The organism is uncultured Campylobacter sp., assembly GCF_905372745.1.
Taxonomy (GTDB): domain Bacteria; phylum Campylobacterota; class Campylobacteria; order Campylobacterales; family Campylobacteraceae; genus Campylobacter_A.
Genome location: NZ_CAJPQR010000023.1, coordinates 1 through 13,962, shown reverse-complemented (window position 1 = coordinate 13,962; position 13,962 = coordinate 1). Strand labels below are relative to the sequence as shown.

Genomic DNA, 13,962 nt, shown 5'->3' with positions numbered 1-13,962 from the left:
AAACTCCAAAAAGATATGTTTCTTGTGCGTATTCTATCATTAAAAAACTTTAGCGAAAATAAAAACGGCTATCAAGTACCTATAGTATCAACAAGCTCTTTTTTTGATTATCAAATCTCTTTAAATTTTGATTTTAGCGAGTAGAAAAGTAACTAAATTTTAAAAATTTGGGATAATTATAGAAAAGAAATTTAGGAGCGAGATCGCTCCTAAATTTATTACGGCATCGCGACGGCTTGTCTTAGCATAACGCGCTTGCGATATACGTTTGAGACCTCAGTCGCGTCGCCCACAAGTAGAGCGTTCGTAGCGCAAACGGCGGCGCACATCGGCACTTTGCCCTCAGACATTCTGTTTTGTCCGTATAGCTCTCGCTCCTCGTGGGAGTTCGTCTCCTCCGGTCCTCCGGCGCACATAGTACATTTATCCATAGAGCCTTTGACGCCAAACGCCCCGTCTCTAGGAAACTGCGGCGCGCCAAACGGACATGCGTATAGGCAGTATCCGCAGCCTATGCATTTATTTTTATCGTGAAGCACTATACCGTCGGCTCTGATGTAAAAACAATCCACCGGACAAACCTGTTCACAAGGAGCGTCGGTGCAATGCTGGCAAGCTATCGTAGTAGATAGCTCTTTGCCCTCTATGCCGTCAAAAAGCGTGATAACCTTACGGCGATATAATCCCACAGGTAGCTCATGCGCAGAGGAACAAGCAACCTGGCATCCAAAACAACTGATGCATCTATTCGTATCTACGAAAAATTTCATTCTTGCCATTATTAAGCCTCCTCTTTACCTTGCGCATTGTTTTCGCCGTATTCGTGGAAGAAGGTCTTAAAGCCCTCTCCGTCGGCTTTTTCTATCCTACATAGACCGGCGTTAAACTCTGAAATTTGAGTTACCGGGTCAAAGCCGTAGTTGGTTACGGTATTAAAGCTCTCGCCGATAGTATAAGGCTTGGTGCCCTCTGGATAACGGTCTTCTAGGCTAACGCCTTGCATAACTCCGGCGAAGTTATACGGCATGCAAATTCTATCCGGAGTTACCATATAGCTGTGGTAGCAACGGACTTTGATCTTAGTACCTTGAGGCGAGTGTATCCACATCATGTCGCGATCTTGGATACCGTATTTTAAGGCAAGCTCAGGGTGAACGTTAGCAAACATCTCAGGCGTTATCGCCGCTAGATATTTACTGGTTCGCTCTATCATTCCAGCACCGCTTAAATTTACTACGCGCTGCGTACTAAACACGATAGGGAATTCCTTGCTCCAGTCTTTCGCCTGCTGTTCGGTTTTAAATTTAGTCTCTACGCGGAAATTTCTAGCCTGATCGTCGAAGGTCGGATACTTTTGAACGAGATCCCAGCGCGGAGAGTGGATAGGCTCGCGGTGTTTAGGGATCGGATCTAGGAATTCCCAAACGATCATTCTAGCTCTTGCGTTACCGTAAGGCACTACGCCTTTTTCGCGGCATTTTTCTAGTATAAGTCCGCTATAGTCCATACTCCAGCTAGCGCCCATTTTTGCTTTTTCTTCTTCGCTTAGCGTGATGCCTAGTACTTTTTCGATATTTTCTTTGGTTATTTGCGGATAGCCGCCTTTTACCTGCGAGCCGACTAAGGTTGCATCCTCGCTAGCTAGCTGGCTAACGCCGTTATGCTCTAAGCCGAAGCGATTTCTAAATCCGCTGCCGCCTTCGGCATAAGGCTTACTCATATCGTAAAGTATCGGCGTACCAGGGTGTTTAGTATCCCATGCAGGCCAAGGTTTACCGTAGTACTCGCCTTTTACTTCTCCGCCGATACCCATTAACGTATCGGGATCGAAATTTTGCCAGTTAGCCTGATGCCTTCTAAACATCTCCGCCGTTCTACCGCCGTATCCGATCGAATTTCCTATGCGAGCGATTTCGTTTGTCGCGTCGTCAGGCCATACAAAGTCATCTTTTACCTGCTTTATCTCGCGGTCCACGATGCCCATCTTCATGCCGCGGACGTATTCGTCGTAAAAGCCGAATTTTTTAGCGAATGCAAACATAACCTCTTGATCGGGCTTACTCTCGTAAAGCGGATCTACCACCTTAGTTCTCCATTGTCCGGAGCGATTCGTAGAGCTTAGGTGTCCCTCGTTTTCAAACGCAGTAGCGACCGGCAAGATATAAATTCCGTCTTTTCTATCGCTTAAAATCGCGACTTCGTTTACGAAAGGTTCGGCAACCACTAGCATATCTAGTTTATGGACGGCCTCTTGAATTTTAGCCAGATGCGCCATTGACGTAATACCCGTTCCTTGTACCCAAAGAACGCGAAGCTTACCGCTAGTATATGTTTTTTCCTCTTTTAAGACGCCTTGCCACCATTTTGATAGCGACCAGCCTTTTTCGTTACGCCAGTTTCTATCCTCCGGATTTTGCGGATCGTGATAAAAATACTCTTCAAATACGGTATTTTTTACCGGAGAGCCGCCTTGTTTAGGTTCTTTTGTTGAAACCGCAAATCTTTTGATAAATTCGTCGTAATCAACGCCCCAACCTTTGCAGTAGTATTTCCATGCAGCATCGGCTAAACCGTAATACATCGGCAAGCTGTCTGAGAGATTGCACATATCGGTAGAGCCTTGGACGTTGTCGTGACCGCGTAGGATATTACAGCCGCCGCCCGGTTTGCCCATGTTGCCTAAAATCAGCTGCATGATAGGCAAAATTCTCGTATTTGACGTGCCTACGGAGTGCTGAGTGATACCTAGCGCCCAGATAACCGTTCCCGGCTTATTGTGAGCCATTATGTGCGCTGCTTGCATTAGCCTATCTACAGGCACGCCCGTAACGTCCGAGGTTACCTCAGGCGTCCAGTGCTCAGCCTCTTTTCTAATTTCCTCGATACCGTAAGTTCTATTTTCTAAAAATTCCTTATCTTCCCAGCCGTTTTTAAGGATTATGTGGATTAATCCGTAGATTAACGCTACGTCCGTTCCCGAACGGTGCCTTAGATAAAGGTCTGCTTTTGCTGCAGATTTCGTAAAATTTGGATCTGCAACGATTAACTTTGCGTTATTTCTATCTTTAGCCTGAAGGGCATGCTTCATACCGCCGACCGGATTTGCGACGGCCGAATTTGCGCCTATCATAAAGATGGCTTTTGAGTTTGCAGCCATATCTCCGCAGTGGTTAGTCATAGCGCCGTAACCCCAAGTATTCGCCACACCGGCGACTGTTGCGCTATGTCAAATGCGTGCTACGTGATCGTTGCTGTTTGTACCCCAAAACGCTGCAAATTTGCGGAAATAATAGCTCTGCTCGTTGTTAAATTTGGCTGAACCTAGGAAAACTACGCTATCTGGACCGTCTTCTTTACGGATTTGTAGCATCTTATCGCCGATCTCGTTTACGGCTTGCTCCCAGCTTATTCTCTCCCATTTGCCGTTTACTTTTTTCATAGGGTATTTTATGCGCTGTTTGCTCTTGGTTAAGTCGATTTGATCGATACCTTTTGAGCAGTGGCTGCCTTGAGAGATCGGGTGAAACATCGCCATATCTTGGCGAACCCATACGCCGTCTTTTACCTCGGCTTCGATACCACAGCCTGCAGAACAAATAGAACAAATCGTTCTAACTTTTTTTGAGCCTTCAAAAGGATTTTTTATCTCCTCGTTAGTTGCTTTTCTAAACGTCTCGTTTTCGCCAAACGCCATCGTGCTACCGGCACCAAGAGCGGCAAGCTTTAAAAACGAGCGCCTTGCTATACGTGAATCACTCATGGTTTTCTCCCTTAGTAAGCGATCTTATAGTAGTATTCCCACTCTTTGCTTTTTTTGTAAAGCACCTCTTTTTTGCTCGACTTGCCGACAACTACGCCGTTGTCGTCAGGAGCAAGCTCGTCGCTAGTCGGTTTTGCGATAGCTGCGGCGGCCAATACGGTTCCGCCTACCGCGCCGACCTTCAGAGATTTTTTGAGGAAATCTCGTCTTGATCCTTGCATGTTTTCTCCTTTTTATCTCAAATTTGAAGTTTTTGAGACGTTTTTAGAAAGATATTGTTCAAATTTTGCATATTTCCTGGGCATAATGCGCCTTACAGACGCATATTTTAGGATACTTGCATATTTTTAAAATATCACTATGCAAATTTAGCATATTTTGAGAATAAACGAAGTAAAAATATTAGATTAATTATGAAACTTAATAAATAGTTAAGGAAACCTAAAATTTAGCTTAAGTTTTAATACTATATATCAAGTTATAAACGTATATTTTATTAAATTCCAGAGGTTTTGAGCCAAATTTATCAAACTCGGCTCAAATTTTCACTAAAGATTATTTTTGTAAATCGCTTAAATTTACTATATAAGGCACGGAGCGAACGCCTGCGGCAGCATATTTTTTACGTAACTCATCCATAGTTTTTACGTTTTCTTCGCTAACGGCTCCGTCTGCTACGGTATAATCGCTTGCATAATACTTTCGTAAAATTTGGATTTTATCGCTATCGGTTTTTGCGCCTGCTGCGTCTTTATATATCAAAAAGCTCTTTTGCAAAGACGAAACGCCGTGAACCGGAGTTAAGATCACGTTTACGTTACTTTCTTTTAGCGTTGCTTCTATTCTATCTAGTTCGGCTCGGCAGTACGGGCATTCAGGATCCGAAAACATCACGATAGTTGGCTTTTTGGAGTCGCTTCCCAGCGTGATGATATTTTCTTTTTTCTCGCTCTTATAGGCTTTTGAGATATTTTTCATAGCCATTTCATTTTTTATATCTTGCAGATACGATTTATGCTCTTTTAAATCTATAATGTCAGGAAAAAGCAAGTCGTCTTTAGCAAAGATAACCTCGTCTTGGCTTACTTGGCCGTTGCTTAAATTTACCGTGATCGCTTCTATGCCGCCGGCTGCGGGTTTGCGACCGGTTACGGACACCTTTACGCCCTCGCCGAGCATCTGAGAGTAAAAATCGACCACTTGCGCGTCGGTAGCGGCAAACATCGCGCAGGCCGCCGTTAGCGACAAAACTATTTTTTTCATTTCATTCCTTTTTTAAAAATTTGCGCGGATTATATTTGCTTTTTTTAAATAGATAAAAAATCACGCTTTTAAAACTCGGTCGGTGCCATTTTTAACGATATTGGGATCCAGATCGAGTTGCTCTAGGTAGGCGATTATGTATTTTCTGCTTAAATTTAACGCCTCTTTCGCGTTCGTCACGTTTACGAACCCTTGCGCGGCAATGACGGCTTTTAGCTTGGCAAGCGCCTCGTTTAGGGCTTTTGACGTTACGAAAAGATTATGCGCGAGCCTCACCACGCGTCCGATACCGGTTAGCTTTTTTAGCGCGTTATCGCCGCTAACGCGGTCTATCTCAAGCTCGTCGTAGATGTTATAAGGCGCCAGGGGAGCTAAATTTCCGCTTTGCAAAATCTCGTAAATTTTCTCCTCGAGCCTGATTTTTAGCTTGCTCATATCCACGCCCGTTTTGGTATAGACGCCGTCGTTTTTGGTTATCGCGCCCGCGCTTTCTAGCTCGTCAAGCGCCTTTTGAGCGATGTTTTCGCTAGCCCATGAGAGCTTTAGGCTGATACTCGTAGCCGAAAATACCGCAAATTCGTTCTTCTCTATCATAAATTTGACCGCGCTTTTTATCCTATCGACCGCGCTTAGATCGTAGATATTTAGCGCTTTTTCATCGACGAATACGTTTGGCGTTTGTTTGGCGATAGCTACGGCTTCCTCGTGGTTTAGCCCGAAACGCTGATAGGCCGAGATGATGCCAAAGCCGTTTTTATGCGTATCTTTTAACATCGCAAAGGCACTCACGAAGTCCTTTTTAAGCAGCGCGTTTAAAAACGAAATTTTGCTTGATTTTTTCATCGGTTCGCTCACGGCGTTTAGCACCCTGCCGCCGCCTATGACGCGACCGTTTGCGATGAGCACGAAGGGTTCGTCAAATTTTAAAAACATATCCCTTTCAAATTTAAACGTCGCAAATATCCCGCCCTCTTTTTCGCTAAGAACCAGCGCCTTTGCGGGCGCGGCCTTTGCGCCGACGCAAAACGTCACGCTCTGCCCATGCGTTAGCTCGCGGGCAAAAACTATTGCGTCTATCTCGCGAAATCCTCTAAAAAAGCCCTTTTTACTGAGCAATTGTCCTTTTTTTAGATCGTTTAGCTCTATTCCCGTCAAATTTAGCGCCACGCGGCTGCTAACTCCAGCACGGTCAACGAATGTATCGTGGCTCTGCACGCTTCGCACCTGCACCTCTTTGCCCGCGTCATAGTTAAACAGCTTCTCGTTTTTGCTCACGCTGCCCTCTATCACGGTGCCCGTGACTACGTTTCCGATACCTTTTAGACTAAAAACGCGGTCGATGTAGTATCTAAAAACGCCCTCTTGCTCGCGGTTGGCCGCCTTTAGCGTGAAAAGATAATTTCGCAGCTCGTCAATGCTCGCGCTATCTTTAATGCTAACCGGGAAAATCTCTAAAATTTGTAGATTTTTGTAGTTTTGCGCGGCAGCGTAAATTTCGCTTTTTCGCTGCTCGATTAGCTCTGCGCTAGCTAGGTCGCACTTTGTTAGCGCGACGATGAGAGAGCGAACGCCAAGGATATTTAAAACCTCCAAATGTTCCAAAGACTGAGGCATAAGCCCGTCGTTTGCCGCCACGACGAAGAGGCACGCGTCAAATCCGTACGCGCCGCTAATCATCGTTTTGATCAAATTTTCATGCCCAGGCACGTCGATAAATGCGATATTTTCGCCGTTTTTGCTCAAATTTGAAAAGCTAAGGTCGATCGTGATCCCGCGCTTTTGCTCCTCCTCTAGCCTGTCGCCCTCAAAGCCGTTTAGTTCCTTTATCAGCGCCGTTTTGCCGTGGTCGATGTGCCCGGCCGTTCCTATTATTAAGCTCATTTTTCATCCGTTTCGTTGATTTTTTCTATCAAATTTTGCACGTCCGCGTCCAGCACGCTGCGAAGATCGAGTAAAAATTTACCCTCCTCTATGCGCCCGATCACGAGATTTTTCCTAAATTTAGCCTCATTTTCGTTCGCGTTTCCTTTGACGGCCAACGCGACGCTAGGTATGCGTTTGTTTGGCATCGTGCCACCGCCCACATAGGTCGTAGTGCGCACGACTTCAAGCGGAGTTTTTAGCCGCGAGTTTATGAAATTTGCCGTGTTTTCCAGCTCCTGTTCGCTTTTATATAGCTGCTTTATCGTCGTGATAAGCTCAAATTCGCGGTTTGCGTAGGCTTTGACGCTTTCAGCCAGTAGCGAGATGATCACCTTATCCACGCGCAGCATTCTTAACAGCTGATTTTTCTTTAGTTTTGCTATTAGTTCGCGTTTACCTAGGATTATGCCGCACTGCACGGAGCCAAAGAGCTTATCGCCGCTAAAGCTAACGAGCGAGGCGTCTTTTAGATTTTTTAGATTCGGCTCGTTGCGCCCCAGACCGTAAGGCAGCTCGCCGTAAAATCCGCCGCCAAGATCAAAATAATCAATGAGATTTCGCTCTCTTGCCAGCGCACTAAGATCCGGCATCGCTACTTCCTCGCTAAAGCCCACGATGTCGAAATTTGACCTATGCACCTTTAAAATCAGCTTCGAGTTTTCGTTTATCGCTTCCTCATAGTCGCGCAGATTGGTTTTATTCGTCGTGCCCACTTCGCGCAGGATCGCGCCCGAGTTTACCATGACTTCTGGTACGCGAAAGCTCCCGCCGATCTCGACTAGCTCGCCTCTGCTGATGATAGATTCGCCGCCTTTTGAGAAGGTATTTAGCACCAAAAATACCGCGCTTGCGTTGTTATTTACGACGACGGCGTCCTCAAAGCCAAAAAGCTCCGCCAGCAGCCCGCCCACGTAGTCGTAGCGGTTTGAGCGGCCGCCCTTTTCGACGCTGTATTCTAAATTTGAATATCCCGTGATAACAGGCTGGGCTCGGCGTAAAATTTCTGGATCGATCGCGCTACGGCCGAGGTTCGTGTGGATGATGACGCCGGTTGCGTTTATTAGATTGCGTAGGCTCAAATTTGACGCCTTTTTGTATCTTGCGAGCGTGTTTTGGACGATAGTATCAAGCCCCGGGCAGTTTTGCCCGCCTAAAATTTGAGCGCGGAGGCTCTCTAGCTCGCACCTAGCGACTTTGGTGAGCAAGCTAATATCAAGCCCGGAAAATCGCTCGTTTTTTATAAATTTATCTATCTGCGGGAGTTTTCGTAGTTCGTTCAAATTCGCTCCTAGTAAATTTGTGTTACCGAGCGCGATTTTAGCATAAATTTGGATAAATCTAATCTTATTAAAAAAAATAAATGTAAAAATTCAGAGCCTATTAATGCCTTTAGTATTAAAATGCGCTTAATTTTGATAACGCGCAGCGCGGGGAGAAAATCATGAAAGAATTCGGTTTTTACAACGATTTTGACGAAAATTTGATGCTAAACGAGCAGATCGAGATAAACGGCAAAGGCGAGTATCTCGTCTCAAATTCGCCCAAACTAAAATCAAGCGTCGTAGCGCCTGAGATAAATTTTTATCTAAAAAATACCGCCGACTCGGTGCTAGATAAGGCTAAAAACACGCTTTTGCTTTATGAAGCTAGAGCCAGCGCCTTTGACCTAGCGCGCGACATCGACTACGAAAAGCAAGTCGGCAAAAACGTCGTGATCGTTAGCAACGGCGGCCGCGAAAATTTGGCGAATTTGCTCAAAGAAAAAGGCTTTAAAACCATCGAGCTGACGCATTTTGAGATCAAATTTATCTACGGCGCAGCAGGCGAGCTAAGCGTGCTAGTGCTGCGCCCGGACGGCGAGTTTGAGGTGGACTGCGACTTTTTCCTCGTCGAAAACGCGCGCGAATACATGCTAAAGCAAAGCGGCTGCTACGAAATCGCGGGCAAAAGCGACGAGGAAATCGCCTCGCTGCTAGACGCGCAAAGCCCGAAATTTAAATTTAAAAGCCACGTCCACTACGACTCCACGATCTGCCAGTATCACGAGCGCAGACACGAGATATGCGGCAGGTGCGTCGAGGCCTGCCCTACGGTAGCGATCCTAAAAGAGGACGAGACCAAGCACCTAGTTTTCTCTCACATCGACTGCATAAACTGCGGCGGCTGCGTGAGCGTCTGCCCTAGCGGCGCGCTTGATTACTCCGATATGCCGCAAAATTCGTTTGCCCAGATAGCCAAACTCTACCAAGGCAAGATCGCTCTAGTCGTGCCTGCAAAGGCAAATTTAGAAAACCTAAGCGTAAATTTACCCGCAAACGTGCTGCCTTTTGCCGTGAGCGGCGAGAGATTTTTGAGCGAGACGCATCTGCTCACGCTACTTCAAGAAAGCGGCGCACAGGTCGTGATCTACGAGCAAAATATCGGCAAAGGTACCAAAGACGCGGTGGATATCGTAAATCAAATTTACGAGCTTAAATTTAACGAAAAAGCCGTCCTAGTCGCAGGGAACGAAGACAAGCTAAAAAGCGCCCTATCTCAGGCTAAATTTATCGAGGGCTCGCAGCACTCCATCGCCGAGTACGCACTGCCTAAGCGCGAGATTTTCGCCAAACGCCTAGAGTGGCTAGTCGGAGATCAAAATTTAGGCTCCGTTAGCACCACCGAGCTCATCAGATACGGCCGCGTCGAGATAAATCAAGACACCTGCACGCTATGCCTAAGCTGTGTGGGAGCGTGCAACGTCGCTGCTCTAGTCGCCGATAAAAAGACAAACTCCATCGTCTTTAACCCGAGCGTCTGCACCGCGTGCGGATACTGCGAGCTTAGCTGCGCGGAAAAAGACACGATATTTTTACGTCCCGGCAAGATCGATCTGGAGCCTAGCTTCTTTACCTTTAGCGAGCTAGCCAGAGACGAGCTTTTCGCCTGTATCGAGTGCGGCAAGGAGTTTGCGACCAAAAAGGCCGTCGAAAAGATCGCCTCGATCATGGCGCCTAAATTTAACGGCGACAAAGCCAAGCTAAAGACGCTGTACTGCTGTTCGGACTGCAAAGCCAAAGTAATGATAAAAGCGCAAATGGATCAAATGAGAGAAGAGGTTTTAAATGGATAATAACTTAACCAAGGCGCGCGCGTATTTTTACGAGTTTTTGGCTTATCCGCTGTTTTTTCACGAGCACGGCGGTAAATTTGACCGCTGGCGCGAGCAGCTAGCCTACCTAGCGACTAGCCCGGTTACGCCCCAGAGCGAAGTTGCGTTTGCAAATTTAGCCAAATTTGACTTTGAGAAATTCGCCAGAGAGCAAAACGACGTGCTTTTTGACTTTTCTTACTCCAACATCCCGCTAAACGCCTCATTTTACGAGGACGGACGCGACGACGGCGCGGCTAGGCTGCGCGTGATCGAGTGTCTGAAGCTAAGCCCGTACCGCAGAGACAAGGACGCCTGCAAAGACAGCGAGGACTACGTCGGATTTATATTTTTAGCCACGGCGACCTTTTTGCGCGACGAAGTAGCGGGCGCGGCAAATATCAGCAGCAAGCTATTTACGGACGTTACGAACAAATTTATCGACGAATTTATCAAATTTTTATCCGCTCACAAAAATGCCAACTTTTTCGCCTCTTACGCGGTTATCTTGCGCGATTTTATCGATCTTGAGCGCGCGGTGCTAGGCGTAGAGGCTCCTCCTGCGCCGATCGGCGACAGCGCGGCGGTAGCCTCGATGAAAAAAGAGCCGTTTCAAAGCAAGATGCCTACGGCCAAAACCAAACTCCGTTGGGAGGAGTTCTCGCCCGTTATCTCGCAGGAATTTGACGACTAAATTCGCATTTACGGCATGACAGGTTTTAAACGAGGCAGCGCGGCTTGCCTGCACATCGGTAAACGAATTGCCGCGACTTGCTTAAATTGACCCTTTAGGCGCAAGAACCGATCGCCTTTAGCCTGGCTAAATTTAGTTCAAAGGTGCTTGAGTTAAATTTAATCATTTATTTATCCAAATTTAGCGGCGACTTAGCCGCACGCGCCTTTAACGTTTATGCGGGCATAAAGGCTAAATTTAGCGCGCTTAAATTTGCGTTTATTTATTTATTTTAATTAGCCTGCTTTCGTACGGGCGCGAAATTTACGTAAATTTGCGGATTTAAATCCGGCCGCAAAAATACATACGGCGCAAATTTAAACTGCACAAAACCTAGTTTTTTGTCTTAATTTTATCGCTTCAGCCGTTCTTTTTAGCTCGCTCGAGAAAATTTATAAACCCAAAAAGCACCAAACTAAGCACGACCAAAATCACGCTCAAAACAAGCGCGCGGCCGTTTTCGCCGTCGTAAACCGCGTTATAAATCGCTAGCGAAACGGTGTCGGTTTTGCCCACGATATTTCCGCCTAGCATCAGCGTGATACCAACCTCCCCAAGGCCGCGAGCCAGAGCCAAAACGAGCGCCGAAACGACGCTTTTAAATACGTTTGGAATGAGGATAAAAACGGCGATCTCAAAGCGATTTTTGCCTAGGCTTTGACCCGCTTCGATTAGGCTTTTGGGAAGGCTTTCAAGCGCGCTTTGAACGGGTTTTACAAACAGCGGCAAGCCCGCCAAAAACGAAGCTATAACAAGCGCCGAAAAGCTAAAAACGATCTGTAAATTTAACGCCTTGCCGATCACGCCGTTTCGCCCCAAGACGTAAAGCAGTAAAAATCCCGTAGCAATCGGCGGAAAAATGAGCGGAAACATCACGGCCGCCTCTAAGACGGCTTTAAATTTGCCGCGGTAAAACGCCAAAAAATAAGCCGCGCCAAGCCCCAAAAACAGGAGCAGTACGAAAGTAACGGCGAGCGTTTTGGCACTTAAAAGTAGCGGATGGACGAGCCAGGCGAGTTCGTGCAAATTTTTCCTTTTTTCGTTAAATTTTGCTTTTTGCTCAAGCGAAATCTAGCGAATAAATTTTAGCGTTTAAATCAAATTTGACGCAAATTTTACGTCAAATTTGAAGGTATTTCGGCTGAGCCAAAAGCCGGCGATTTAAATTATTTTAGCCCGAATTTAGCGAAAATTTCCTTCGAGCGAGGGGTTTTTATCTCGTCTATAAATTTAGCGCACGCCTTGTTACCTTCGCACGCAGGAAGCTTGGCCGCCGAGATGAAAACCGGACTATAAAGCGCCTCATCGATGTAGATCACGCTGCCAAACTCGCCCTCTCTAGCCACGGCCTCGGTCGAGTTGATAAAGCCCGCGTCCACTTCGCCGTTTGCTACGTAGGCGACTACTTGCGGTACGCCTGCAACGGGTAGCATTTTAGGCGCTAGATCGGCCTCTAGTCCCGAATTTTTCAAAAACTCGGTAGTCCTCACACCGTAGATCGCTTTTTTAGCATCGGGCATCGCGATTTTAGCTAGATTTTTTAGCTCAGATACGTCTTTTATCTGCTTGCCTTTTGGCGTGACTAGCACCAAAGCGCCCTTGCCGATGCGCTCATAGCCCTTTATATCCAGATCCGTTTTCTTTAAAAACGCCTCGTCGCCCACGATCGCAGCCATCTTGCCCTCTTTTGCTTGGATGGTGAGTTGGCCTAAATTTGCAAACGCGCCCTCGATCTGCACGCCGTCTTTTTTGAGATTTTCTATCACTTCGCTGACCGGTTTTTTGTATCCGCCGCCAGCGCCCATGAGTAAATTTTCGCCGCCGAATGCCACCGCGGCCGCGATAGAAATAAGTAGTAATTTTTTCATAAAATTCTCCTTTGTAATAAAATTTAGTAATTTTATGAAATATATTATTATACATTGATAAATTTTGCTGTTTTCGGAGTTTTTTTAAAGAAGTATAAACAAAAATATTTTATATCGACTCTAGTCCGTTTTTGGTTAGACGGTACATCGCGCTCGCTACATCGCTTATAAATTCCTTGTCGTGAGAGACGATTATCTGCGTGACGTCGAGGGATTTTAAGATAGCGGCTATCCTTGCTTGCATCTGTGCATCAAGCGCGGTCGTAGGCTCGTCAAGTAGTAAAATTTTAGGCTTAGATACCAGTATCCCCGCTAACGCGACGAGCTTTTTCTCGCCTCCGGAGAGGTTAAACACTATCTCGTCTTTTAGATGCCAAATTTCAAGCTCGCGTAAAATTTCCTCTGCTTTAGCACTAGCGCCGTCCTCGTCCTCGCCGCGGCTAAGTAGCGAAAACATCACGTCATCAAGTACGCTCGGGCAGATGAAACAATCGTTGCTTTCTTGAAAAAGATAGCCTACGTCGCGGCGAAACGGCTTGTACTCCTCGAGATTTGAAATTTTATGGTGAAAAAGCTCGATATGCCCGCCGCAAGGTGCTTTAAGCCCCGCCATTATCTCGAGCAAGGTGCTTTTACCGCAGCCGTTTGGACCTATGAGAGCGATTTTATCCTTGTGCGTCGCGTTTAAATTTAGATTTTCAAAAAGCGTTCTTTCGCCTATTTTGGCGCAGACGTTTTTTAGGCTTATCGTGCAGCTCATATCAGGACTCCTAAACTAAAAATATAACAACACGCCGTTAAAGCGATTATGGCAGCGTCTTTAACGCTTATTTTAAGGCTTTTATCCCCGTAAAGTTTGCCGTCAAATCCCCTGCAAACGAAGGTTTTTTCAAGGACGCTAGCCTTATAAAACGCCTCTAAAAAAAGCATAGCGACTAAATTTGCGTAAATTTTATAGGTAAAAAGCGAGGCTTTAGGCTCAAATCCCCGAACTTTTAGAGTCTTTTTTAGCCTTGCAAATATCGTTTTAAGATCGGCCGTAAATTTGGCGCTAAAATAAAAAATCGCCGTTAGCTTATCGCCTAAATTTAGCGACGAAACCGCAAGCGCGATACTAAAATAATCGCTCCTATAAAAAGCCAGCCGCCCAAAAAGTATGATCAAATTCGACCTTATAAATATCAGCTTTGCAAGCGCGTATTCTCCGTAAAGAACGAGGCTTAAGACGACTAAGATTATAAAAATATTTAGTTTTAAAACGGATTTTAAAATTTCAAAAAGATTT

Annotated in this window: 12 protein-coding genes and 1 pseudogene; 2 read left to right on the top strand and 11 right to left on the bottom strand. The window is 46.0% G+C overall.

What is annotated here, in order from left to right; all coding sequences use genetic code 11:
• Positions 1–218 precede the first annotated feature (218 nt).
• The 7 genes and pseudogenes from fdh3B to selA all read right to left on the bottom strand — a co-directional run bounded on the left by fdh3B (position 219) and on the right by selA (position 8,226).
• Positions 219–779 carry a formate dehydrogenase FDH3 subunit beta gene (gene fdh3B / locus QZ157_RS07405; protein ID WP_295143803.1) on the bottom strand — a complete coding sequence of 187 codons (561 nt, stop codon included), beginning with the start codon at positions 777–779 and terminating at the stop codon, positions 219–221.
• A 2-nt stretch (positions 780–781) separates the two neighbouring features.
• Entirely contained in the window at positions 782–3,451 is a 2,670-nt protein-coding gene (locus tag QZ157_RS07400) for a formate dehydrogenase subunit alpha (RefSeq protein ID WP_295143845.1), read from the bottom strand.
• A gap of 48 nt (positions 3,452–3,499) precedes the next feature.
• A pseudogene (locus tag QZ157_RS07395) lies at positions 3,500–3,694 on the bottom strand (hypothetical protein); the annotation flags it as partial.
• A 77-nt stretch (positions 3,695–3,771) separates the two neighbouring features.
• On the bottom strand, positions 3,772–3,981 hold the full coding sequence (locus QZ157_RS07390; protein WP_002948952.1) for a twin-arginine translocation signal domain-containing protein: 210 nt from the start codon (positions 3,979–3,981) through the stop codon (positions 3,772–3,774).
• A gap of 334 nt (positions 3,982–4,315) precedes the next feature.
• Positions 4,316–5,023 carry a thioredoxin fold domain-containing protein gene (locus QZ157_RS07385; RefSeq protein ID WP_295143799.1) on the bottom strand — a complete coding sequence of 236 codons (708 nt, stop codon included), beginning with the start codon at positions 5,021–5,023 and terminating at the stop codon, positions 4,316–4,318.
• A 60-nt stretch (positions 5,024–5,083) separates the two neighbouring features.
• Positions 5,084–6,904, bottom strand: coding sequence for a selenocysteine-specific translation elongation factor (gene selB, locus QZ157_RS07380; RefSeq protein WP_295143797.1), 1,821 nt, complete (start codon positions 6,902–6,904; stop codon positions 5,084–5,086).
• Positions 6,901–8,226, bottom strand: a complete 1,326-nt coding sequence (selA, locus tag QZ157_RS07375) for an L-seryl-tRNA(Sec) selenium transferase (protein ID WP_295143795.1) — start codon at positions 8,224–8,226, stop codon at positions 6,901–6,903. Before selA ends, selB begins: the two co-directional genes overlap by 4 nt.
• A gap of 161 nt (positions 8,227–8,387) precedes the next feature.
• On the opposite strand from selA, the gene QZ157_RS07370 reads away from it, so the two are divergent.
• Both QZ157_RS07370 and QZ157_RS07365 read left to right on the top strand, forming a co-directional pair.
• On the top strand, positions 8,388–10,058 hold the full coding sequence (locus QZ157_RS07370) for a 4Fe-4S binding protein (protein WP_295143792.1): 1,671 nt from the start codon (positions 8,388–8,390) through the stop codon (positions 10,056–10,058).
• Positions 10,051–10,770, top strand: coding sequence for a formate dehydrogenase-specific chaperone (locus QZ157_RS07365; RefSeq protein WP_295143789.1), 720 nt, complete (start codon positions 10,051–10,053; stop codon positions 10,768–10,770). Before QZ157_RS07370 ends, QZ157_RS07365 begins: the two co-directional genes overlap by 8 nt.
• A gap of 399 nt (positions 10,771–11,169) precedes the next feature.
• On the opposite strand, the gene QZ157_RS07360 is transcribed toward QZ157_RS07365, so the two are convergent.
• From QZ157_RS07360 to QZ157_RS07345, 4 genes are all read right to left on the bottom strand, one after another.
• Complete coding sequence (locus tag QZ157_RS07360; RefSeq protein ID WP_295143786.1) at positions 11,170–11,835, bottom strand: ABC transporter permease subunit; 666 nt, start codon at positions 11,833–11,835, stop codon at positions 11,170–11,172.
• 140 nt (positions 11,836–11,975) lie between these two features.
• Entirely contained in the window at positions 11,976–12,677 is a 702-nt protein-coding gene (modA, locus tag QZ157_RS07355) for a molybdate ABC transporter substrate-binding protein (RefSeq protein ID WP_295143783.1), read from the bottom strand.
• 109 nt (positions 12,678–12,786) lie between these two features.
• Positions 12,787–13,437: an ABC transporter ATP-binding protein gene (locus tag QZ157_RS07350; protein WP_295143780.1), complete on the bottom strand. Its 651-nt coding sequence runs from the start codon at positions 13,435–13,437 to the stop codon at positions 12,787–12,789.
• A partial coding sequence (locus QZ157_RS07345; RefSeq protein WP_295143777.1) for a cobalt ABC transporter permease occupies positions 13,434–13,962 on the bottom strand: 529 nt, incomplete at its 5' end. The genes QZ157_RS07350 and QZ157_RS07345, both read right to left, overlap by 4 nt.